The sequence below is a fragment of the Xanthomonas sp. WHRI 10204 genome (assembly GCF_040202875.1).
Classification (GTDB): domain Bacteria; phylum Pseudomonadota; class Gammaproteobacteria; order Xanthomonadales; family Xanthomonadaceae; genus Xanthomonas.
The window spans coordinates 1,445,512-1,465,658 of sequence record NZ_JBEGDW010000001.1 but is presented as its reverse complement, the minus strand read 5'-3'; the positions used below and the strand labels follow the sequence as shown (position 1 = coordinate 1,465,658).

The 20,147-nt window shown below is 60.8% G+C and carries 27 protein-coding genes and 1 tRNA gene; 22 read left to right on the top strand and 6 right to left on the bottom strand.

Going from position 1 to position 20,147, the window contains the following annotated elements; genetic code table 11:
* Position 1: 1 nt before the first annotated feature.
* From ABQZ00_RS06435 to ABQZ00_RS06410, 6 genes are read left to right on the top strand one after another with little or no spacing between them, the layout of a single operon-like run.
* Positions 2-511 (top strand): phage major tail tube protein, encoded by a 510-nt coding sequence (locus ABQZ00_RS06435; protein WP_323537311.1) that lies wholly within the window; start codon positions 2-4, stop codon positions 509-511.
* 45 nt (positions 512-556) lie between these two features.
* Entirely contained in the window at positions 557-859 is a 303-nt protein-coding gene (locus tag ABQZ00_RS06430) for a phage tail assembly protein (RefSeq protein WP_101362305.1), read from the top strand.
* Between the two features lie 8 nt (positions 860-867).
* Positions 868-981, top strand: coding sequence for a GpE family phage tail protein (locus ABQZ00_RS06425; RefSeq protein ID WP_005922203.1), 114 nt, complete (start codon positions 868-870; stop codon positions 979-981).
* A 32-nt stretch (positions 982-1,013) separates the two neighbouring features.
* On the top strand, positions 1,014-3,884 hold the full coding sequence (locus ABQZ00_RS06420; RefSeq protein WP_323537312.1) for a phage tail tape measure protein: 2,871 nt from the start codon (positions 1,014-1,016) through the stop codon (positions 3,882-3,884).
* Between the two features lie 11 nt (positions 3,885-3,895).
* Entirely contained in the window at positions 3,896-4,294 is a 399-nt protein-coding gene (locus ABQZ00_RS06415; protein WP_323537313.1) for a phage tail protein, read from the top strand.
* Positions 4,291-5,277, top strand: a complete 987-nt coding sequence (locus ABQZ00_RS06410) for a phage late control D family protein (protein ID WP_323537314.1) — start codon at positions 4,291-4,293, stop codon at positions 5,275-5,277. The genes ABQZ00_RS06415 and ABQZ00_RS06410 overlap by 4 nt, the downstream gene beginning before the upstream one ends.
* Before the next feature lie 155 nt (positions 5,278-5,432).
* On the opposite strand, the gene ABQZ00_RS06405 is transcribed toward ABQZ00_RS06410, so the two are convergent.
* The 3 genes from ABQZ00_RS06405 to ABQZ00_RS06395 form a co-directional block, all read right to left on the bottom strand.
* Entirely contained in the window at positions 5,433-6,233 is an 801-nt protein-coding gene (locus tag ABQZ00_RS06405) for a chymotrypsin family serine protease (RefSeq protein ID WP_238691807.1), read from the bottom strand.
* A gap of 227 nt (positions 6,234-6,460) precedes the next feature.
* Complete coding sequence (locus ABQZ00_RS06400) at positions 6,461-6,730, bottom strand: hypothetical protein (RefSeq protein ID WP_323537315.1); 270 nt, start codon at positions 6,728-6,730, stop codon at positions 6,461-6,463.
* Between the two features lie 384 nt (positions 6,731-7,114).
* On the bottom strand, positions 7,115-7,552 hold the full coding sequence (locus tag ABQZ00_RS06395) for a helix-turn-helix domain-containing protein (RefSeq protein WP_115554096.1): 438 nt from the start codon (positions 7,550-7,552) through the stop codon (positions 7,115-7,117).
* A gap of 70 nt (positions 7,553-7,622) precedes the next feature.
* Between ABQZ00_RS06395 and ABQZ00_RS06390 the strand changes: the two genes are divergently transcribed.
* The 16 genes from ABQZ00_RS06390 (at position 7,623) to ABQZ00_RS06315 (ending at position 15,589) form a co-directional block, all read left to right on the top strand.
* A complete protein-coding gene (locus ABQZ00_RS06390; RefSeq protein ID WP_115554097.1) occupies positions 7,623-7,880 on the top strand; it encodes a DNA-binding protein in 258 nt (85 codons plus the stop codon).
* A gap of 2 nt (positions 7,881-7,882) precedes the next feature.
* Entirely contained in the window at positions 7,883-8,203 is a 321-nt protein-coding gene (locus ABQZ00_RS06385; RefSeq protein ID WP_104616865.1) for an ogr/Delta-like zinc finger family protein, read from the top strand.
* 10 nt (positions 8,204-8,213) lie between these two features.
* Entirely contained in the window at positions 8,214-8,492 is a 279-nt protein-coding gene (locus ABQZ00_RS06380; RefSeq protein WP_115554098.1) for a hypothetical protein, read from the top strand.
* Positions 8,489-8,701: a hypothetical protein gene (locus ABQZ00_RS06375; protein ID WP_323537316.1), complete on the top strand. Its 213-nt coding sequence runs from the start codon at positions 8,489-8,491 to the stop codon at positions 8,699-8,701. The genes ABQZ00_RS06380 and ABQZ00_RS06375 overlap by 4 nt, the downstream gene beginning before the upstream one ends.
* A 9-nt stretch (positions 8,702-8,710) precedes the next feature.
* Complete coding sequence (locus tag ABQZ00_RS06370) at positions 8,711-11,407, top strand: toprim domain-containing protein (protein ID WP_323537317.1); 2,697 nt, start codon at positions 8,711-8,713, stop codon at positions 11,405-11,407.
* A 323-nt stretch (positions 11,408-11,730) separates the two neighbouring features.
* A complete protein-coding gene (locus ABQZ00_RS06365) occupies positions 11,731-11,949 on the top strand; it encodes a hypothetical protein (protein WP_323537444.1) in 219 nt (72 codons plus the stop codon).
* Positions 11,946-12,233 (top strand): hypothetical protein, encoded by a 288-nt coding sequence (locus ABQZ00_RS06360; RefSeq protein ID WP_323537318.1) that lies wholly within the window; start codon positions 11,946-11,948, stop codon positions 12,231-12,233. Before ABQZ00_RS06365 ends, ABQZ00_RS06360 begins: the two co-directional genes overlap by 4 nt.
* Positions 12,233-12,505: a hypothetical protein gene (locus tag ABQZ00_RS06355; protein ID WP_323537319.1), complete on the top strand. Its 273-nt coding sequence runs from the start codon at positions 12,233-12,235 to the stop codon at positions 12,503-12,505. Before ABQZ00_RS06360 ends, ABQZ00_RS06355 begins: the two co-directional genes overlap by 1 nt.
* 78 nt (positions 12,506-12,583) lie before the next feature.
* Positions 12,584-13,009 carry a hypothetical protein gene (locus ABQZ00_RS06350; protein WP_323537320.1) on the top strand — a complete coding sequence of 142 codons (426 nt, stop codon included), beginning with the start codon at positions 12,584-12,586 and terminating at the stop codon, positions 13,007-13,009.
* Positions 13,002-13,184, top strand: a complete 183-nt coding sequence (locus ABQZ00_RS06345; RefSeq protein ID WP_323537321.1) for a hypothetical protein — start codon at positions 13,002-13,004, stop codon at positions 13,182-13,184. The genes ABQZ00_RS06350 and ABQZ00_RS06345 overlap by 8 nt, the downstream gene beginning before the upstream one ends.
* Positions 13,177-13,449 (top strand): AAA family ATPase, encoded by a 273-nt coding sequence (locus ABQZ00_RS06340; protein ID WP_323537322.1) that lies wholly within the window; start codon positions 13,177-13,179, stop codon positions 13,447-13,449. Before ABQZ00_RS06345 ends, ABQZ00_RS06340 begins: the two co-directional genes overlap by 8 nt.
* Positions 13,446-13,670 carry a hypothetical protein gene (locus tag ABQZ00_RS06335; RefSeq protein ID WP_115528378.1) on the top strand — a complete coding sequence of 75 codons (225 nt, stop codon included), beginning with the start codon at positions 13,446-13,448 and terminating at the stop codon, positions 13,668-13,670. Before ABQZ00_RS06340 ends, ABQZ00_RS06335 begins: the two co-directional genes overlap by 4 nt.
* Positions 13,667-13,939 (top strand): hypothetical protein, encoded by a 273-nt coding sequence (locus ABQZ00_RS06330; RefSeq protein ID WP_323537323.1) that lies wholly within the window; start codon positions 13,667-13,669, stop codon positions 13,937-13,939. The genes ABQZ00_RS06335 and ABQZ00_RS06330 overlap by 4 nt, the downstream gene beginning before the upstream one ends.
* Complete coding sequence (locus ABQZ00_RS06325; protein ID WP_323537324.1) at positions 13,936-14,145, top strand: DUF7696 family protein; 210 nt, start codon at positions 13,936-13,938, stop codon at positions 14,143-14,145. The genes ABQZ00_RS06330 and ABQZ00_RS06325 overlap by 4 nt, the downstream gene beginning before the upstream one ends.
* Positions 14,142-14,360: a hypothetical protein gene (locus ABQZ00_RS06320; RefSeq protein ID WP_323537325.1), complete on the top strand. Its 219-nt coding sequence runs from the start codon at positions 14,142-14,144 to the stop codon at positions 14,358-14,360. Before ABQZ00_RS06325 ends, ABQZ00_RS06320 begins: the two co-directional genes overlap by 4 nt.
* On the top strand, positions 14,360-15,589 hold the full coding sequence (locus ABQZ00_RS06315; RefSeq protein WP_323537326.1) for a site-specific integrase: 1,230 nt from the start codon (positions 14,360-14,362) through the stop codon (positions 15,587-15,589). Before ABQZ00_RS06320 ends, ABQZ00_RS06315 begins: the two co-directional genes overlap by 1 nt.
* A gap of 78 nt (positions 15,590-15,667) precedes the next feature.
* Here ABQZ00_RS06315 and ABQZ00_RS06310 read toward each other — a convergent pair.
* The 3 genes from ABQZ00_RS06310 to ABQZ00_RS06300 form a co-directional block, all read right to left on the bottom strand.
* Positions 15,668-15,744 (bottom strand) — tRNA-Asn (locus ABQZ00_RS06310).
* A gap of 52 nt (positions 15,745-15,796) precedes the next feature.
* Positions 15,797-16,234: a type IV pilin protein gene (locus tag ABQZ00_RS06305; RefSeq protein WP_193552457.1), complete on the bottom strand. Its 438-nt coding sequence runs from the start codon at positions 16,232-16,234 to the stop codon at positions 15,797-15,799.
* 24 nt (positions 16,235-16,258) lie between these two features.
* Positions 16,259-20,146: a pilus assembly protein gene (locus tag ABQZ00_RS06300; protein ID WP_115559038.1), complete on the bottom strand. Its 3,888-nt coding sequence runs from the start codon at positions 20,144-20,146 to the stop codon at positions 16,259-16,261.
* Between the last annotated feature and the right edge of the window lies 1 nt (position 20,147).

The window sequence follows — 20,147 nt, the reverse complement described above, 5'->3', positions numbered from 1 at the left end:
CATGGCGTTGCCCAAGAAACTCAAAGCGCTCAACCTGTTCAACGACGGTGAGAGCTATCTCGGCCAGGTCGTCGAAGTAAAGCTGCCCACGCTGTCGCGCAAGATGGAGGAATACCGTGGCGGCGGCATGAATGGCCCGGTCGATATCGATTTCGGTCAAGAAAAGATCGAGCTCGAATGGAAGTGCGGCGGCCTGATGCGCGGCGTGCTGAACCAATACGGCGCCACGACTCACAACGCCGTGCAGCTGCGCTTCGCAGGCGCTTATCAGCGCGATGACAGCGGCGATGTGGATGCGGTGGAAGTGGTCGTGCGCGGCCGCCACCGCGAGATCGATCCGGGCACGGCCAAGTCCGGCGATGACACCGAGTTCTCGGTGAAGACCTCGGCCAGTTACTACAAGCTGACCATCAACGGCGCCACCGTGATCGAGATCGATCTGGTGAACATGACCGAGATCGTCAACGGCGTGGATCTGCTCGCCGCCCAACGCCGCGCCATCGGCGCCTGACCTTTCCGGCCTGGCGCTGCCAGGCCTCAGCCCTGAGACCTTCCGATGACCCCGACCTTTTCCCCAGCCGTTCCCCTCGACCAGCCCATTACGCGCGGCGAGCAGACCATCACCGATCTCAAAGTGCGCAAGCCCGGCGCAGGTGAACTGCGTGGCCTCAAGCTCGCCGAGCTGCTGCAGATGGATGTCACCGCACTGGCAACGCTGCTGCCGCGCATTTCCTCGCCCACGCTGACCACCGCCGACGTCAACGCGATGGATCCGGCCGACCTGCTGGCGGTTGGGCAGGAGGTGGCGCTTTTTTTCTTGCCGAAGGCACAGAGGGAAGTGGTTTCCCCGACTGCGTAGAGGATGCGATGGCCGACATCGCGGCCATCTTCCACTGGCCGCCGTCTGAAATGGACGGCTGGTCGCTGCACGAACTCACGGCGTGGCGCGAGCGTGCCCGCCTACGAAGCGGAGCCGAATGATGCTGCACACCCTGACCCGCGAGGCCGCCTAAATGGCGGCCTCTGACAATCTGCGCCTGCAGGTCATCCTGGCCGCCGTCGATCGCGCCACCGGCCCGTTCCGGCGCGTGCTGAGCGGTAGCCGCGGCGTTGCCACTGCACTGCGCCAGCAGCGTGATGCGCTACGCGCGCTCAACGCCCAGCAACGCGATGTGGGCGCGTTTCGCGCTCAACACGAGAAGGCCCGCCAGGCCAAAGCGGCGCTCGATGCACAGCGCGTTGCGGTGCAAGCCCTGGCGCAGCAGATCCGCGCGGCCGGCACACCCACCGCCGCACTCAATGCCCAGTTCGAGCGGGCCAAGAAGCTGGCAGCGGAACTCAAACAAAAGCATCAGGCTCAAGAGGCGGCGCTGCAGGGCTTGCGTACACGCCTCAACGCGGCCGGCGTGAGCACCACCGACCTCGTCACCCGTGAGCGACGCCTGCGTGATCAGATCGAGGCGACCAATACAGCGATGCGCGAACAGCAGCGTCGCTTGGCCGCCATCGCGGCCGGTCAACAGCGTGCCACCAACATTCAGAGCGCAGGCATGGAGGCCGTCGGCAAAGGCGTGGCTGCAATGGCTGCAGGTCTGGTCGCGCTGCGTGGTGCCTACATCCCGGTCGAGGAAGCGATGCGCTTCGAGTCGGCCATGGCCGATGTGCGCAAGGTGGTGAACTTCGACACTCCGCAGCAGTTCAAGGAGATGGGGCGCGACATCGAGAACCTGTCGATGCATCTGCCGCTGATCCCAACCGACATTGCCAAGATCGTGGCCGCAGCAGGCCAGGCTGCCATCCCACGCAAGGAACTGCTGGGCTTCGCGCAGGACGCGGCAAAAATGGCCGTGGCCTTCGACACCACTGCAGAAGACGCAGGCCAGACCATGGCGACCTGGCGCACCGCCTTTCGCATGGGTCAGGGCCAGGTCGTGGAGCTGGCCGATCAGATCAACTACCTCGGCAATACCGGCCCGGCCAGCGTCAAGAAAATCAGCGATGTTGTGAACCGCATTGGCGCTTTGGGCGAGGTGGCTGGCCTGCAGTCCGACCCCTTGGCCGCACTGGGCGCCACGGTGGCCGGCATGGGCATCGAATCGGAGGTGTCTGCCACCGGCATCAAAAACATGCTGCTGACCCTGTCGTCCGGCGACTCGGCAACCAAGGCGCAGATCGGCGCTTTCACCAAGCTCGGCCTCAAGGCAAAAGCCATGGCGCAGGCCATGCAGGACGATGCCGGCGGCGCCATCATGAGTGTGCTGCAGAAACTGCGTGCGCTACCCAAGGTGGAACAAGCCGCGACGATGAACCAGCTGTTCGGCCGCGAGTCGATCGGCGCGATTGCCCCGCTGCTCACCAATCTGGAGCTGCTACGGAACAACTTCGCCAAGGTCGCCGATGAGCAGCGCTACGCTGGTTCCATGTCCGCCGAGTACGGCTCGCGTGTTGCGACATCGGCCAACTCCCTGCAGCTGCTGAAGAACACCGTGGTCGTGGTATCGCAGTCAATCGGACGGACCCTGCTGCCGGAGTTCAAGCAGTTGACCGAGCGCACGGCTGCGGTGGTGGAGCGCGTGACGACGTGGATCCGGGCAAATCCTGCATTGGTTGGCAGCATCGCCAAGCTGTCCGTCGCCGGAGCCGCAGCAGCCACGGCCCTGGGCGCGCTGCTGGTTGCCGGCGGCCTGGGTGCGGCGGCACTCGGCCAAATCTATGGCGTGGTCAACCTGCTCAGCGGCGGCACAGGCTTCGGCGGCCTGCTGACGCGTGTGGGGTCGCTCGCCGGCCGCTTCCTCCCCATGCTCGCCAATTGCGCGCGCCTGCTGCTGCCACTGCTCGGCGGGGTCAGCCTGCCGGTGCTGGCGATCGGTGCGGCCGTCGCCGCCGTGGCGCTGCTGGTGTGGAAGTACTGGGGGCCGATCAAGGCCTTCGCCATCGGGGTGTGGCAAGGCATCGTCGATGTGGCCGCCCCGGTGCTGGCCGAGCTGCAGGCCGCGCTCGCGCCGCTGGGGCCGGTGTGGGACACCGTGGCCGCTGCAATGGGCCAGGCCTGGGCGTGGGTCAAGCAGCTGCTGACGCCTTTCGAGGCCACCACCGCGCAGTTGCACGGTGCAACTGACGCCGGTCGTGGCTTCGGGCAGATCCTGGGTGCGGTGCTGGTCACCCAGCTGCAGCTGGCCGTCAAAGCGATTGGCTGGCTCGTGCAGGCGTTTGTGTTCGTGCTGCCGGTGATCAAGCAGATCCTCGGCGGCGTGTGGCAAACCGTCCAGAGCACCTGGTCGCTGATCGTGGGCGTGTTCACCGGCAACGGCGATCGCATCCGCCAGGGGCTGCTGCAGCTGTGGGCCGGTATCAACCTGCAGCTGGCGAACTGGCCGGCCCGCATGCTGCAGGCCGGCGCGGACATGATCAGCGGCCTGGTCCAGGGCATCCGCTCCAAGCTCGGCGCCGCCGGCCACGCGATCGCCAGCGTCGGCAGCGGCGTGGTCGACCGCTTCAAAGGCCTGTTGGGCATCCACAGCCCCTCGCGCGTGTTTGCCCAGCTGGGCGACTTCACCATGCAAGGCCTGACCGTCGGCCTGCAGCGCGGCCAGGGCGCGCCTGTGCAGGCCGTGACCGCGCTCGGCGCCCGCATGCGTGCGGTGGGGGCTGGCCTGGCCTTGGCGACGGCCACAGCGCCAGTGACGGCGATTGATAGCCGCGCGCCGCTGTCGGCCCCGACGCGCGCCGCCAGCGCGCCTGCAGGCGGCAACAGCTACGTCATCCACGTCCATGCCGCACCGGGCATGGATGCCACCGCACTGGCGCGCGAAGTGGCCCGCCAACTTGAAGAGCGCGACCGGCGCACAGCGGCCACCCGCCGCTCCAGCCTACGCGACGACTGAGGATCCACCCGATGATGATGTCCTATGGCACGTTCGTCTTTGCGCTCGACAGCGCCGCGTTCCTGCAGCTGCAACGGCAGATGAGCTGGCGCCATGCAACCAGCGAGCGCGTCGGTGCGCGCGCGGCCAGCCAATTCCTGGGCCCAGGCGATGACACCATCGAGCTGTCTGGCCTGATCGCCCCCGAACTCACGGGCACCCGTGCTTCGCTGGAGACGTTGCGCACGCTGGCTGCCGATGGCGAGCCGTTGCCGCTGGTTGATGGTGCCGGCGTGGTCTACGGGCCGTATCTGCTGCTGACGATCAACGAGACCGCCTCGCTGTTCTTCGAGGACGGCACCCCGCGCCGGATCGAGTTCCAACTGAGCCTGCGCCGCGCAGACGACACCCCGGAGGCGGCTGCCGCATGAGCTACCCAACTCCGCAGTGGCGCGTGGTGCTCGATGGCGTCGACCTCACTGAGCGCATCGCACCACGCCTACTCGATCTGACCCTCACCGAATGCCGAGGCGGCGAAGCAGATCAACTGGATCTGCGCATCCACGACCATGACGGCAAGATAGCGCTGCCCAAACGTGGCGTGCGTCTGTCCGTAGCCCTGGGGTGGAAAGACACCGGCCTGGTCGAAAAAGGCACCTTCATCGTGGATGAGGTGGAGTACAGCGGCGCGCCGGACGTCATCACCGTGCGCGCGCGCAGCGCTGACCTCACCGCCGACATGCGCACACGTCGCGAGCGCAGCTGGCACAACACAACGCTGGGCGCCGTGCTCAACACGCTGGCCGGCGAACATGGCCTGACGCCGCGCGTCGCAGAGGTATTGGCGCGGACCAAGCTACCGCACCTCGACCAGGCCAACGAGAGCGACATGAATTTGCTCACGCGGCTGGGGCAGCGTTTCGATGCGGTCGCGACGTTCAAGGCTGGAGCGCTGTTGTTTGCGCCGATCGGCGCCGGCACCACGGCGAGCGGCAAGCCGCTACCTACGGTCACGCTGACGCGCAGCGATGGCGACCAACACCGCTACTCGGTGGCCGACCGCGACGCCTACAGCGGCGTGCGTGCGTATTGGGTCGACAAGGGCAAGGCACGGCGGCAGTCGGTGCTGGTCGGCACGGACGACAACGCCAAGCGCCTGCGCGAGTCGTATGCCGATGAGGCGACGGCGCGGCAGCATGCGCATGCAGAACTGGAGCGGGTAAAGCGTGGCGTGGCGAAGTTCGACTACACGCTGGCGATCGGGCGGCCCGACATTTTTCCAGAACAGCGTGTCAGGCTAGCCCGTTTCAAAACTGAGGTTGATTTGCAAGATTGGTTAGTGGCAAAGGCCACACATCGACTTGGCGATGGAGGCCTACGAACGCAGCTGGAACTAGAATCCAGTACAAAGTGAGACCGATCTTTAATCTCTGCAAATCTTACGAGGTACTGCTTGGCCACCTAACCCTATGACGCTCGCTTTTTGCTTTGCTAGCCGGCCCCGATCAAGAGGGCGACGTCAAAGACTTAGGGGCCAATTTTCGAATAAAACAGGCTGATTACGGAAAATCAGTTAGGGGGTGCAATCTCATAATCGGGCTGCTCATGAAAAAACTGTGCAGTGGAGGTGTATACCATCATATTCAAATTCGGCGCATGAGCCTGTATAATTCCATGCATTACGCCTGAGGTATTAACCACTGGGCCACCGGAATCCCCTGGACTTGTGAGATCGCCAAAGTCGGCCGTTGCGCCAAGCGATCCAGCAGAAGTAGGATTTCCTGCAGGAATCCGCGCAGCCGTCCAGTAGCACATCACGTCACTGGTTCTACCGCTTGTGCAGAATCTTTCGTCCGGGGATGCCGGGGCATGACCGCTCACGGCTATCGACACAAGCCCCCCCTCTCGCGAACGGTAAACGGCTGCTTGCGAGAGCAACACTTTTCCTAATGCACGCGGCTCATACGTCGAAACAACTGAGCAGTTAATTCCAGTTGATGGTGCAGAACAGAACCGATAACTATGGTTAATCGGCTCCACACGAATCAATTCAAGATCTGAAACATTGGACTTCCAAGAAACATAGCCAAGGTCCGTTCCTCTGACCGACACTGAGCTATTGTAAGAACCACAGTGGCCTGCGGTCAGAACGAATCTCACCGCTCGCCTATATGGGGTTAGGTTGGCTAGAAAACCCTTTTGCTTGAGCACGAGGCCGGCCGTACATTCATTACCAAGGCTCATTGTCAAAACCGTGCCGCCGACAACCGGTTGATGGAGTCGAGCTGGATCAATTGCTAGTGCGGAGCCAGAAGCAAAGAAAGCCAATATGCTAACGGCGCCCAGAGTGTAGCTGTAGGGTCTGGACATTTTTTGCTGTGCCTGTCGACGTGCAGGCCGAATCTTTATCATTTTTGCAAATTTCTGGGATGGCGATAGTTCCGATACGGTATAACATTTTTTTTTATGCAGTTTATCCTGGGGCGAAGTTCCACTGCATCAAACGAAGCCAGGCGCTGCCAAGCTGCTTTCATCCCTTGATAAACAGGACAAGCGGCTTCGCCACATCGCTTGAACTGAAAAGCGCGTCGTGAACCTCATTTTCGCTTCTGCAACAACTGCGTTTCGGCGACGACTGGCATCAACAGCGTGCCGTCGCCCGCTACTCTGCACTGGCGCATTTGGTTCTGCGCGTATGAAGTCGCCTCTGCGTATGAAGTGAATCCTGTCAGCGGCAATCTGTGCTGCCGTAAGGTGATACCACCACTTTTAGAGACAAGAATCTCCGCGCAGCATTCGTCCCTGAGCCAGACAACGTGTGCGGTTAAAACGTAGTCGCCGGACAGGCGAACCATTGCATCATCCATGTGCATCTCCGAAGGACTTTCATCAAGTTGGACCGCTTGAGCAACGTGGCGCTCAAGCTACTGGCCGGGACCATTATCTCAAACAGGACCGATCGCACGCTTGATGCAAATCAAGTGCAAGCCCTACGCCGCGTGTAGGGTTTATCTGACAGATGATGCTGTTTATTCGTTGTAGCGTTCCGATCTAAGGATGTCAGGTCATCTCGCGTTGCCAGGACGGCGACGGGTCGATCACATGGAGTGAGGCACCGACACCTCAACGAAAGCCGCCGGTGATAGACCGGCGGCTTTTTTGTTGCCTGTGACCTGCGGGTCCTACAGTTCACGCTGGTATAGCCGATAACGGCCAATTTCCCATGAGCAGCTGTCCAATCCCGATACTGATCACTTGCTCTTTTTTTTGCGCCCACCAACAACAATTTGCATGTTGCTCTGATCGATCGGCGCAGTGGTAGAAATCACAGAGCCGATTTCGTTGCCGCTGAACGACAATGCTGGGGCGGCACTCGCTGTGGAAGGCGATGCATCTGCCAGCAAGCCCAGCGCCGCAAGCGCCGTGCTGCGCGCAACTGGCGACGCTTTATTGAATGCCGACAGCAAACGCAAGTCGGCAGGATCCAACTGCGCCCGATGTCCAGACAGCACGTACATGACATCAACGCCACGATCGAGGGCGGCAAGTAGATACGCTCCGCCGGGCAGGTTGATGTCTTTCTCAAAGTTCAGTTGCGCATAGCGCGAGACGCCCAGTTGGGTAGCCATCTCGTCCTGCGTCAGGCCGAATCGCTTGCGCTCATCCTTCAGGCGTTTCCCTACGGTCATACAGGTATTTCCTTACTTGACAATGTTGAGTTAAGTCCACAAAATTCCCAAAAGTAGACGGAACCGCCACATGCCCCGTAAGAGTCACCTGCAGCAGTTCACGCCCCGCAGCCCAGAACAGGCGCGACAGTGGCTTGAAGCAAATGGCATCACGGTCTCGGCATTCGCGCGGCAGAACGGCGTGGATCGGTCGGTCGTGCATGACCTGCTCCGTGGCCGCTCTCAGGGCAAATACGGCGAGTCGCATAAAGCGGCAATCGCATTGGGTCTCAAGGCACCACCCAATAGTGCCACACAAATCCCAACCGCCAAGAGCTCAAGGGGGTGAGCATGTTCGGTCGGAAAAAAATCGTTTTTCGCTGCGAGGCTTGCAGCGCAAGACTCATCAAACGCACCAGCTTCCTCGCGCATAAGTTCCTTCGACATGACTCCTATGTCTGCGAGAACCCGATGTGTGGTGCGACGTACACCGGTCATTCGGAGTTGACCGGCATTGCCAGCCCAAGCGGCGTGCCCACCTCGCACAGCGAGCTTCCACCGACCCCTGCGTATGAGCGCGCCCAGGCGCTGCAGGCCTACCGCGAGTCGCTAGGCGACCGCCAGCTGGATCTGATTCCAGTCGGCGGCGAGTCGTTCTTCCCTCACATCTGAGCCACCCCTAATGCGAAAGACCCTTGATTGGGCGGCATTGCCGCCCACGGCGAAGCTTTGCCTGGAAGTTGCCCTCATCCATGGCGGACTGGTGAAGACCGAACACGGCTACATCGGCCGCACTGCCGCGCCGGAGACGGCGCAACGCTTTGGTGCGCTCGCTGTGTCCACCCTCATGCGCGAGGGCCTCGCAACGTCTGACAGCGTGGATAAGCGCCTTGTTGTGCTGACCGAATCCGCCACCGCGCTGCCCCCTCTCCAACACGCAAACAGGGAGGTCGGCGCGTGATACACGCCCACAGCTGGTTCACCGCACAAGAGCCGCGCTTCGTGGATGCGGCAAGCAATGTCCCGCAGCGCGTCGCGCCGCACGCCAAGCACGAAGAAGCACGCCTGCTCGCTGCTGCCATTGACGCACACCGTCGTGCAGGCGGCGCTTATGTCGTGATCGACAACGCCACCTCTGTGCCCGCGTCTGCGCGCCCGCTCGGCGTCTAAGGAAGTTCGATGCAAGAGGATCTGCGACAACAGGTGCTATCCCGTCTGGAGCGGGATTACGGACTCAAGCACCGTAGCGGTACCGAGTACATGCGCGGCGGCAAGTGCCCGTCATGCAGCAAGAAAGAGCTCTATACCCACCATCTCAAGCCATGGGTGGTGAAGTGCGGTCGGCAATCCAAGTGTGGGCGCGAACTGCACGTCAAGGATCTGTACGACGACCTGTTTGATGACTGGTCCAAGCGCTTCCAGCCAACGCCTGCGGCCCCCAATGCTGCGGCCGATGCATACCTGCAGTTCTCGCGTGGTTTCGACCTGGCGCCGCTGAAAGGTCTCTACACCCAGGACAGCCACTACGATCGCAAGATCAGCGCCGGCACTGCGACTGTGCGGTTTCCGTTGGTCAAAGGTGGTTGGTGGGAACGCCTGATTGATCGTCCGCACCGCTTCGGCAAGCAGAAGGCGCGCTTTGCGCCAGGCCAGAGCTATGCGGGCGTGTGGTGGGCAGCACCCGCAGCGCTGACCGCCATGCAGACGGCGCGCGAAGTGTGGATCGTCGAGGGCATCTTCGATGCGATCGCGCTCCTGCAGCACGGCATGTGCGCGGTGTCGGCCATGTCCTCCAACGCATTCCCGGAAGAATCGCTGCGCGAGCTTGCCAAGGCCCGCATGGCCGATCTTCCGACGCTCGTCTGGGCACTGGACAACGAGCCGGGCGCCCGCGCGTATACCCACAAGCACATCAAGCGCGCAGCGGCGCTAGGCTTCGACTCGCGGGCCGCCCAGATCGTCCAGCGCGACAGCAGAAAGACAGACTGGAACGACCTGCATCTGCGTGCGATCGCGTCGGATGATTCCAAGCAGTGGGACAACGACGTCAAGGAGGCCCGCTACCAGGGCGACCTGCTTGTGGCCCGTTCGGCGGTGGACAAGGGCCTGCTGATGTTCGAGCACGACGGCCGTAACGACTTCTGGCTGGAGTACCGCTCGCGCCTGTACTGGTTTGACTTCGACACCCAGCGCTTCGACAAGCTGCGCAAGGAGAAGCTGGGCGACCTCGATACCGACGACGGCGACGAGGTTGCGGCCGAGGATCTGAGGAAGATCAAACGTGCTGCGTGCTCCGTCCAGAAAATCGCCAACTGCTACCCCGAGGCGCTGTATTTCCAGCGCCAGGAGGTCACCGACGAAAGCTGGTACTACTTCCGCGTCGACTTCCCACACGACGGCCCCAGCGTAAAGGGCACCTTTACCGGCGGCCATGTCGCCAGCGCGTCCGAGTTCAAAAAGCGCCTGATCTCCCTGGCAGCCGGCGCCATGTTCACTGGCACCGGTCACCAGCTGGACCGCCTGATCGAGGAACAGACCGAGGCGATCAAGACGGTGGATGCCATCGACTTCGTCGGCTACAGCAAAGAGCACCGCGCCTACCTGCTCGGCGATATGGCCGTGCGTGATGGCGAGCTGGTGACAGCGAACGAAGAGGACTACTTCGAGTTCGACAAGCTGCGCTTGAAGACCACGCAAAAATCCATCCGCCTCGAGATCCAACGCGACGCTGAGGCGTTCCGTGTGGATTGGCTGCCGTGGCTGTGGCAGTGCTTCGGTACGCACGGCATGGTCGCCATGACGTTCTGGTTTGGCTCTCTGTTCGCCGAGCAGATCCGCGCCGGGCACAAGAGCTTCCCGTTTCTTGAAGCCACCGGTGAGGCCGGCGCCGGCAAGACCACGCTGCTGACGTTCCTATGGAAGCTACTGGGCCGCTCGGACTATGAGGGCTTTGACCCGGCTAAGTCCTCTAAGGCCGGCCGTGCACGCGCTATGGGCCAGGTGTCTGGCATGCCCGTCGTCCTGCTGGAGGCCGATCGCAGCGAGCCAGACAAGGCGGACTCAAAGACGTTCGAGTGGGATGAGCTGAAGGACTTTTTCGGTGGCGGCACGCTGGCAACACGCGGCGTACGCAATGGCGGCAACGAGACGTACGAGCCGCCATTTCGCGGCACGATCGTCATCACCCAGAACGCGGCGGTGGACGCCAGCGAGGCGATCCTCACGCGCATCGTGAAGCTGCATTTCAAACGCCCGCAGGTTACGACCGAAAGCCGCATCGCGGCCGACAATCTCAATGCGCTGCAGGTCGAAGAAGTCAGCCACTTCCTTGTGCGCGCCATTCGCCAGGAACGCGCCATCCTCGACCTGTTCGCCGAACGGGTAAAGGTGTTCGAGGCCAAGCTGCGCGCGCAGCAGGATCTGCGCCTGGAACGCGTCATCAAGAACCACGCGCAGATGCTGGCGCTGTTCGACTGTCTGCGCCTGGTCCTCACCATTCCCGACGACATGGTCGAGCAGACGCGGCTCGCGTTGCTGGACATGGCCTTGGAACGGCAAAAGGCGATCAGCGCCGACCACGCGATGGTCAACGAATTTTGGGAGGTCTACGAATACCTCGAGGCTACCGGCCACGGCAAAGCTGTGGTCAACCACAGCCGCGACGCGCAGCGGATTGCGATCAACCTCAATCACTTCGCTGCACGTGCTGCGCAGTTCAGCCAGGCCGTGCCCGATCTCAAGGTGCTACGTGCACTGCTCAGTGACTCGCGCCGGCACAAGTTCATCGGCGCCAACGTGGCCGTCAACAGCGCCGTCCTCAAGGACGATCTGACCGGCGTCGGCACCACCGTGAAGTGCTGGGTGTTCCAGAAATGAGCGCGCTTTCTCGTGTTGGAAACTTTGGGAAATTTTCGTTGACTTCTACCCAGCAGCGGAGCAACCATTGCTCCGTCGCCGCACAATCGGCGACCGGGTTTGACAGCCTGAATCAACGGCGCACCAGCGCCCATCGATCGATGCACGGCGCTTTTTTTTCGCTCGCTGTGCAGTCGCGGGCGTTTGCCAGCCAGTTCTATGGCGGGCGGTGTGCGGAGGCCTTCGGGCCTGCCGGTTCCGTTGACCGGTCTGTCAACCGCGCACCGTCCGCCACCTCGTTTGACAGCGTCGTGGCGGACTCCAATTTCAACGGAGCTTGCACCATGACATACGACGCCCAAGAAGCGCCGGCTAATGCCGCGCGTCAGATCGCCCATTTCTTCGGCCTGATCGCCGACACCCTCGACTGGAATCACACCGCCTGGCTCGCCCTGCAGGCGAAGCTGCAGGCCATGGGCAAAGCGCCCGAGGCGCTGACGCTGGCCGATGTCGAGGCCGCTCTTTCCAGCATCAATGCCGACCTGGCCGAGGTGCGCCAGTGAGCCGCCGCGATCTGCACAAGGCGCTGCGCGTAGCTCCAGGCGTCTACCTGCTCCTGCAGATCCGGGCGACCGACGTGCTGGCCGAACTGTACGCAGATGGCCTGCATGATCGTCCACCGGTGATGTTTGCCTGCAGCGCGATTGAAGATCCGGCCCAACTCTTCCTCGTCGACGACGGCACCGGCCTGGTCATTGGCTCGCTGCATGTAGTGATGCCGCAAGCCGAGGCCGCCGCCCTGCAGGAATGGGTGATCGAGCGCATGCCTGCATTGGAGGTGGCTTGATGGACGCCGCCCACCCGAACACACAGCTGCCAGAGGATGCTGATTTCTCGATCAGCGAAGAAGATCAGTCCCGCCTTTGGCTCGCCTACCACGCGACCACATTGCTTGCCGCGTTGACGAATGATGTCGCGATCGAAGCAGGCATCAACCACGACGGGCCGGCAGCCGTTGCCGAGTACATCCGCCATGAACTGCTGGATGTCCTCAGTGGCGCGCAGCGCCTGCGCGAGCCTGATCCCAGCAATCCGCCCTCTGGCGCCGACCTGATCTAACCCCGTTTCAGCGGGCCGGCGGGCGGTGCTGTAACACCGCCCCAAGGCCCTCCACCAACGCAACTTTGGAGAGTCGATATGCAACAGCAAACTGGAACACGTCCAGCCACGGCAGCACGTTCGCTGGCTTTGGGCACCGGACCTAACGCGGAGGCTAGCACGCCGCCCGTCGTCGCCTACGATCGCGGGATGGGCGACTGCTCAGCGACGATCACCATGCACGTCACGCATGGTGCGGTCGTGGTCACTGCGACCCTGCACATGGGACCGCTTCGCCAGATGCGTCAGTCCTGGGAGCGGCGTCGCGGCACCGGCACCGGCTGGAAACTCATCGACGGCCCCCGCCTGTGGACCACGGCGGAGGACCGCATCAGCACGGAGTTGGCCGAGTTCATGGACGGCCTGGACTTCCCGTTCGACCTCGCCAACATGCTGCCGCGCAGGCCGACTGCAGCTGCTGCGGCTGCCGTGGCGCAGGCCGCAAGGGAGGTGGCACATGGTTGAATTGCTCGCGTTGGCAATGATCCTGGCGCCGGCGGTCGGCGGCGCGCTGATCTATAAGCTGTGGATCTCGCGCCGCCCGCGCCTCACCCAGACCGGCCTAGCCGTTGGTCAGGTGCCGCAGCGCCTGCGTCGTCGCACTCGCATGGCTGTGCGGCGGGAGGCTGCTCATGGCTAAGTCCGCCATCCTTCTCGGCCCGCAGGGCAGCGGTAAATCTCTCAACGCGAAGGCTCTATGTCAGGAGCTCGGGCTGCAGGAGGTCATCGAGCTTGAGGATCTCTTGTTCACTTCCCGCGCTGATCGCCTGGAGCCTGTCGGGCAGCTGATCCTGACCTGCGACGAACAGCAGGCGCGGACCTGGTCGGTTCGCTGGGGACTGCGCGTCATCCGTGTAGAGGAAGCACGCGCCCAGCGCGGCGCCGCATGGAGGACGCAGCCATGAACCTGCAGCGCACGATCGAGGTTGCTCGCGCCGCCGCGCGGATGGGAGCGCCTGGCCCGTTGTCTACCGGGGAGGCGCTGACCGCCGCTCTGGTGCTGAATCGTGCCGATTGGCTGGCCGAGATGGACTACACCATCGCCGAGGCACTGGACCGGATCGACTCCGACACCGTGCAGCACCTGCGGGATGCCGAACGCGTGCTGCGCATGGAGGTACCGTGACGCAGCGTCAGGTCGACCACGACACCCCTCTGCCGCCCTGCACGAACGGCCACGTGGCTCGCCACATGCTCGATGCCCGCCGCCCCGAGGCGGGAGGCGGGCACTTCATCGAGTGCGTGTGTGGGCGCACTCAGAAGCACCCCAGCTTCGAGTTGGCCATGATGGAATGGCGGCGTGCTCATCGCATCCGCACACCTCGTCAGCCACGGCCCTGCGCCCAGAACGTCGTGCAGCTCGGCCTGCGCTTCATCGGTACGCGCCAGCGATGATCGATGGCGCAAATATGGAGGGGTTTCGCAGGGTTTGCGAGGCGCGTCACTGGCTACGGCAGGGCTACACGGATGCAGCCAAGGTGCGAGAGCTACGGCTCCGCATAGCCACTCAGCGCGGCTATGCCGCTGCGGACTTGCTCGTGGAGGAAATGCGCGAGCAATGGCGACGCCGGCGGGAGTGGATCGGGGGGCAAGTCGCGTGAGCAGTCCGGTGATTACGTTCGAGGATCTGCGTCGCCTGTACGCGCCGGTCGGTCCTGCTCCCCGTGCATCGACGGTAGTGCGGTGGGCGCGCGAGCAGGGAATTCTCTATAGGTACGACGGAAGGGGCGGAATCTGGACAACCCTGGACGCGCTCAACGCCGCGTTGGGGCTTTCCCAGAACGCCGCTGAGCTACACAACAAGGAGCTGATCTGATGGGACGCGGCAGGAAGCGCAAGTTCAACCCGGATATCCCCAGGCACATCGATCAAGACGCCCTCCCAAAGGGCGTCTACTGGGCGGATGGGCGCTGGTACATCATCGAACCGCACCCCGAGGGTGGCCCCACGAGGAAGCGCACCATTGCTTATGCTGACGCGCGGCTTTCCGACCTCCACGCGGCCAGGGAAGCATCCCGTGGCGCCGGCCAGGTGGGCTCCCTGCAGTACCTGGCGAATGCGTTCAAGCTATCCACCGAGTACTGCGACCTATCTCGCAGCACCCGCGATGACTACGACCGCCACGCCGAGGTGGCTTGCGGCTACGTGCTGAAAGACGGCAGCCTATTCGGTAGCCTGCTGGTGGACCGTCTGTCCGTTCCCCTGGTGCAGCGCCTGGTCGAAGCGCTCGCCAAGGGGCGGGAAGCAAGCGCCGTCCAGCCGGCGCTGCTTGCCCGTCCGTCCACCGCCAATCACACGCTGCGGTATCTGCATCGCCTGTTTGCCTGGGGCATACGCATCGGCCATTGCAAGACCAACCCGGCCAGCGGCGTGCGTGGTGCGAAAGAGCGCGCGGATGCAAAGATGCCGGATCCGCAATCGTTCATGGCGGTGCTTGAGTTCGCCAAGTCACGCGCCGCGTTACCGCTGCACGCGAAGGGATCGGTCCCGCCATACATGCCGGCGGTGATGGTACTGGCCTACAACGCACGTCTGCGCGGTGTTGAGGTGACCGACCTGACAGACGCGGACGCGCTACAGCAGGGAGTGCGCTGCACGCGCCGCAAAGGCTCTCGCGACAACATCACCGCCTGGAACGACGATCTGCGATGGGCATGGATCTGGCTGCGGGACTATCGTGCTCAGCGGGTCAAGGCACACAAACGACCGGTTCCGCTGCGCCCGGAACAGCGCGGCCTGTTGGTGACCCAGACCGGCACGCGCTTGGCGCGATCAACATTGAAGACGGCCTGGCAGCGCTTGATCACGGCAGCGATCGAGGCCAGCGTGATCGCGGAAGAGTCGCGCTTTACGCTCCATGGCCTCAAGCATCGCGGCATCACTGACACACGCGGTACGCGAGCGCACAAGCAAGATGCTGCAGGCCACGTCACGCCGCAGATGACACATCGTTACGATCACGAGTTGCAGGTGATTGCGCCGCCAACGTTGCCTACTGATGAGACGTTGGCGTTCGTTGATCTGTTCAAGCCCTCAGAGTCGTGAGGGCTGCGAATTTTCCCGGTAATTTTCCCGGCACAACAAAAAAGGGCTTGCGAATTTATCGCAAACCCTTGATGTTTTTGGCGCCCGAAGTTGGACTCGAACCAACGACCCCCTGATTAACAGTCAAGTGCTCTAACCGGCTGAGCTATTCGGGCGGGGAGGCGTATTCTAGACGCAAGCTTTCGATAGTGCAACACCCAGCAGCGGCTACCAGCAACCTTGACTGAGGCTGGGACTGGGCGTCTTCACCCCGGCCTGGTTCAGCGTCAACGTGCCACACGTGTCCTTAGTCTGATTGCCCTGCGGCGTCGCAGTCAACGTAAAGGTGGACTGATTGCCAACGACCGTGACTGTGTATTGAGCAGCCCCCCCCTCGCGCGGTGACTGCGTTGTGGTCGTACCACTACCAAAGCGAAAGTTCGCATATGTGTTGTTCGTGGTGTGCGAGCGCTCGGCCAATTGTGCGTACTCGACCAGATCTGCCTTGGCCTGCGCGCGGCGCGATTTGCGAATATGTTCCGCGTAAGAGGGGTACGCGACCGCAGCCAAAATCCCCACGATGGCAACGACCACCATCAATTCAATCAAAGTAAATCCATTTCCATCGGCACGCCGAGACAGACGGTGAAGAAGCGAACGGGACATGTGTGGCGACATTGAAAATCTCCGTCACTGAATCTGGCGCCAGGATTGGCGGCCACAAGGATAAGGAACATACATGGGGGCAGCACCCGCCACGTTGACGACCATCCAGCAGCCAGAACCTGCCGGCACGGCTGGTGCTGCCGAGCCGTCCTTTGGATTGGCCTTTGGCTCAAGCCGGGGCACGACCGAAACACCGACATCCTTGACCGGTGCATTTCCGCCGGTGTTGAGAGAAATACCGGCAGAGCCAGTGGCAAGCGTAGAACCACTGACGCTCGCCATTCGAACACCAGACAAAGCACCAACGCCGGTACGCGGGTTCAGACCAAACAGCCAGTTCACGCCATCGGTACTGCATCCGCTACTTGCAGCAAGTGGTGCGTACGTGGGCATGAACAAAATTCCTGAAACAAGCTCTGGGTAACCGACAAACCGCTCTCCGGCAGGCAAATCCACATACCACCCGAGGGATACCGTAGGGGAAGCGCCTAACTGCAGGGTGCGCACCCCACCGCCAGCTGCGGTCGTAACCGAATAAGACGTCAGGCTGGCCCTTGTCACTGCAGCACTAATCACGCCATCTGTAATATCCGTAAAACCATAAAGACTTTGCGTATGCTGCGCGGCACTTGCAAGAGTGTCACTTTCGAATGAGAAGCTACCGGTACCGAATAACACAAGAACACCGCCATTTTCACCAGATGCGGCCTGCAGCCCTCCAGTAATGGGCTGCCGGTACGTGAGACCGCCCTCCACATAAGTCCCTGTAGTAAACGTGGGCACAGTCACCGTCGTTGCTGTAGAGGTGAGATCGAACTTCCAGATGGCTCCGCGAAGATCGGCAGCATAGACCGTATCGGCATAACCGTCCCGGGTACGAGCGGGTTTACCTGATGGATCGACCGTCAGGTTGTCCACCCTGTCCAGAACAATAATATTTCCAAGTCCATTCCGGCCACTTATCGCGTTACCCGGCTCAGTGGCCTCGATCATACGGACGACTGGAGTCGCGCCCGCTCCGATGTCGACTACGAACAGTACTGCTTTGCCGCTGGCGCTGTCATACCCGTTACCAAAGATGGCTTTCCAGCTGACCGCTCCGTTAGAGGCACGCACAGGAACGATTACTGGCTTGCCGAGCACATGCCCAATGTTCGAGCGCACTGTGGCATCACCACTGAGATCGTTGATTTCCCAAAGGCGACTTGCGCTACCGAACGTACCTGGATTGGTCACATCCAGAGCAAATACCCCGCGACCGCCAGCGCCGGTGGTACCAACCAAAGTCGTTTTCCAACTATTGCTGTAGTAAGTATCTCCCACCGCGAGCGGCCCATCGACGAAATAACGATGATCAAACGATGGGGTGGTTCCCTTCGTGGCTTGATAAGGCAACAACAGATTACCCATATGTCCATAAGATGTTGCGGGAATATAAGCAAAGCGTTCGCGGCCGCCAGTACCGGTCACCGTACCACTGCTATTAATTCCACCATCGAAAGCATGCAACATTCCGTCATTTGCACCTGCATACACCATGTATCCCTGACTGGCACGCTTGCTGTTCAGATAGCTTGTATATGTCGTTCCCAACGTTCCACCAAGAGACCTGTATCCATAGTCATCGACAGGCGCGCTGATCAAAGGTGCGGAATTGACGATATCGCCTAATACAGTGGTTCTGTCTCGAAACTTGCCCTGCTGTTTAATCTCGCCACTCTGATCGCCCAATAGATAGCTGGCGGCAGTAGCTGCTGTGGCCCCAAGATCCGCCAGGTCTTTTTCCAAACAAAGTGTTCGCGCCGGATACAATGTCCTGGACAAACCACAAAGCCCACTCAAACTGATGGTCGTCCCATCAAACTTACGTACACCAGCGCCATCATCAAAGAACACATTGCGAGCACTAGGCGCAGGAATCCGCTCGGAAGCCTCCCACAGCTGAGTGAAACGAGCTTCTCGCGTATCCGGATCCACCGAGGCCTGGCTCGCTTTCAACTTGCTTGACCAATCGGTCCCGTTGTTTTTTATCTGATACTCAGGCGCGACAGACAACGAACCTGCGCCGATTCGTGCACCGGTCAGCGCCAATGTCCCCGAAGGCGAACTTGGCGCACTGGCCGCAGAAAGGACACGCTGCATTGCGGCAGTTACCTCTGCCGGACTTTTTGCATTGATAAATTGACCCCGTCCATTTACGGTTGCATGCCAAAGTTCATCGATCACACGGCCGTCATCACCATCATTTGGATCGCCATTTGCGTTCCAGTTGGGCGCATTAGTATACGGGTCGGTCGTAGCAGACTGATTAACTTCGTAGATATTCCCTTGCGCACCAAGCGTAATAGCATAAAAGTTCATATGCAAATTTTTCTGACAGTCCAGCCGTTTCCAGTCTGGCGATGTCTTTGAGAGCGTTGCACACTTGTCGTCTACAGGCACCAGACCTGCTTGAAATCCCTGCCCGGACACTAATGGCGTCGATGTCCCCGAATAGTAGGACGCGGCAATGTCGGCTATGGTGTTTGAGTAATCATCGGCAAAAGGCACGGCAGGAAAATCTACAGTGCCAACTGAATCTGCATTAGCGTAACCAGTAACCGCGTCCGTGCTATTTGTATAACCATCAGTAAACAGCATACCGCCGTTCTTCTGACATGCTCGCAATACCGGAGCACCAGCCCCAACGCGCAAAAACTGTTTCCCAAGGTAGTCCACAGCCGTGCGATTCGGCGTCCCACCCAAGGGCCTCAATTTATACACTCTATCATACAGCGAAAAAATTTCGGACTCGACATCTACGTCATACATGGTGACATTGACGCGATTATTAATCGTAAAGTACCCCACGCGCATCTTTTCGACTGTCGCTAAAGCGCGCGTTTCCGATCCAACAACAGCAAGAATACGATTACGATGATACTGAAACCAGTTCGCGAAGTTCTTGCTCGCTTCGTTGTATGAGTCTATGTTTCCATAATTCTGCGAAAGAATTTGATAACGCCTCATATTGCAACCGGGACCACAGGCATTTTGAATTATGGGCCGATTGAGGTTACTGGTCAGATAACCCACCGGAGCCGGAGCCGCTTCTGGCAAATAGAAGGTAGCAGGCACATAACCGATCTGCACTTGACAATTCGCCACAACAGTTACCGCAGAAGCCAATGTCGTCCAATTGCCGTTACTACTTGGCAAACCATTATTGTTCGGAACCCCTTGATTGTTGAACGTATTGCATGATCGAGCAGAAGACCGGTAACGAGTCCCCGCCGGTATCGTCATACCAGTAAGGAACTGGAAGAATTCGTCATTACCCTCACGATACCTGAGGTCGTAAATAGTGAAATAACCAGCAGAGAATTCATTGCCATAGATGGAAGGATCACGAGGATCGACCCGGGCGGCGCCAAATTTAGCGTCATCCCAAAGGGTTGGGCCAGGCTGTGATTTAGGGGGAAGTGTCCATGGGCTGTAGAGAACTTCTGGATTATAATAGCTTGCATTATATGTCGGCGATCGCGCAAACCCGAAGATGTCAAGCGGAGGAAGCGCATCACCTGGCGTATAAGCGGCATTGTAGCCGCTGTGCGGATACAGGTAGAGATAGCAATCTGCCGAGTTACTCGCGCAGGCCTGACTGGCATCAAAAAAAGTTCCGGCGGAGCTGAAAAAGCTAGTCCCGGTCCAACGTAAACGACCATCCCCCCCTTTGAAAATGCGTTCGAACGTCATCGAATTCGAGTCATCGACCGCCATAATGAAGGCTGGTGGAATTGAGTTCGCATTATTGAGCGGAGCTTGCGCCAGTGTCCCCTGCCCTTGCGCAGCAATCAGGTTGTAGACAAAGTAGCCGCCGACCGCGAGAACGGTAGCGGAAACGATAGCGGTTCGGAAAATGCGACGGGACATG

What these genes read in the sequence shown, in the direction of transcription:
- ABQZ00_RS06385 (WP_104616865.1), top strand. Translation starts at nt 7,883, where the DNA reads ATGTTCGGTCGGAAAAAAATCGTTTTTCGCTGCGAGGCTTGCAGCGCA.
- ABQZ00_RS06305 (WP_193552457.1), bottom strand. Translation starts at nt 16,234, where the DNA reads ATGTCCCGTTCGCTTCTTCACCGTCTGTCTCGGCGTGCCGATGGAAAT.
- ABQZ00_RS06410 (WP_323537314.1), top strand. Translation starts at nt 4,291, where the DNA reads ATGAGCTACCCAACTCCGCAGTGGCGCGTGGTGCTCGATGGCGTCGAC.
- ABQZ00_RS06340 (WP_323537322.1), top strand. Translation starts at nt 13,177, where the DNA reads ATGGCTAAGTCCGCCATCCTTCTCGGCCCGCAGGGCAGCGGTAAATCT.
- ABQZ00_RS06380 (WP_115554098.1), top strand. Translation starts at nt 8,214, where the DNA reads ATGCGAAAGACCCTTGATTGGGCGGCATTGCCGCCCACGGCGAAGCTT.
- ABQZ00_RS06300 (WP_115559038.1), bottom strand. Translation starts at nt 20,146, where the DNA reads ATGTCCCGTCGCATTTTCCGAACCGCTATCGTTTCCGCTACCGTTCTC.
- ABQZ00_RS06420 (WP_323537312.1), top strand. Translation starts at nt 1,014, where the DNA reads ATGGCGGCCTCTGACAATCTGCGCCTGCAGGTCATCCTGGCCGCCGTC.
- ABQZ00_RS06350 (WP_323537320.1), top strand. Translation starts at nt 12,584, where the DNA reads ATGCAACAGCAAACTGGAACACGTCCAGCCACGGCAGCACGTTCGCTG.
- ABQZ00_RS06355 (WP_323537319.1), top strand. Translation starts at nt 12,233, where the DNA reads ATGGACGCCGCCCACCCGAACACACAGCTGCCAGAGGATGCTGATTTC.
- ABQZ00_RS06390 (WP_115554097.1), top strand. Translation starts at nt 7,623, where the DNA reads ATGCCCCGTAAGAGTCACCTGCAGCAGTTCACGCCCCGCAGCCCAGAA.
- ABQZ00_RS06345 (WP_323537321.1), top strand. Translation starts at nt 13,002, where the DNA reads ATGGTTGAATTGCTCGCGTTGGCAATGATCCTGGCGCCGGCGGTCGGC.
- ABQZ00_RS06400 (WP_323537315.1), bottom strand. Translation starts at nt 6,730, where the DNA reads ATGGATGATGCAATGGTTCGCCTGTCCGGCGACTACGTTTTAACCGCA.
- ABQZ00_RS06425 (WP_005922203.1), top strand. Translation starts at nt 868, where the DNA reads ATGGCCGACATCGCGGCCATCTTCCACTGGCCGCCGTCTGAAATGGAC.
- ABQZ00_RS06335 (WP_115528378.1), top strand. Translation starts at nt 13,446, where the DNA reads ATGAACCTGCAGCGCACGATCGAGGTTGCTCGCGCCGCCGCGCGGATG.
- ABQZ00_RS06435 (WP_323537311.1), top strand. Translation starts at nt 2, where the DNA reads ATGGCGTTGCCCAAGAAACTCAAAGCGCTCAACCTGTTCAACGACGGT.
- ABQZ00_RS06325 (WP_323537324.1), top strand. Translation starts at nt 13,936, where the DNA reads ATGATCGATGGCGCAAATATGGAGGGGTTTCGCAGGGTTTGCGAGGCG.
- ABQZ00_RS06395 (WP_115554096.1), bottom strand. Translation starts at nt 7,552, where the DNA reads ATGACCGTAGGGAAACGCCTGAAGGATGAGCGCAAGCGATTCGGCCTG.
- ABQZ00_RS06415 (WP_323537313.1), top strand. Translation starts at nt 3,896, where the DNA reads ATGATGATGTCCTATGGCACGTTCGTCTTTGCGCTCGACAGCGCCGCG.
- ABQZ00_RS06365 (WP_323537444.1), top strand. Translation starts at nt 11,731, where the DNA reads ATGACATACGACGCCCAAGAAGCGCCGGCTAATGCCGCGCGTCAGATC.
- ABQZ00_RS06405 (WP_238691807.1), bottom strand. Translation starts at nt 6,233, where the DNA reads ATGTCCAGACCCTACAGCTACACTCTGGGCGCCGTTAGCATATTGGCT.
- ABQZ00_RS06430 (WP_101362305.1), top strand. Translation starts at nt 557, where the DNA reads ATGACCCCGACCTTTTCCCCAGCCGTTCCCCTCGACCAGCCCATTACG.
- ABQZ00_RS06315 (WP_323537326.1), top strand. Translation starts at nt 14,360, where the DNA reads ATGGGACGCGGCAGGAAGCGCAAGTTCAACCCGGATATCCCCAGGCAC.
- ABQZ00_RS06370 (WP_323537317.1), top strand. Translation starts at nt 8,711, where the DNA reads ATGCAAGAGGATCTGCGACAACAGGTGCTATCCCGTCTGGAGCGGGAT.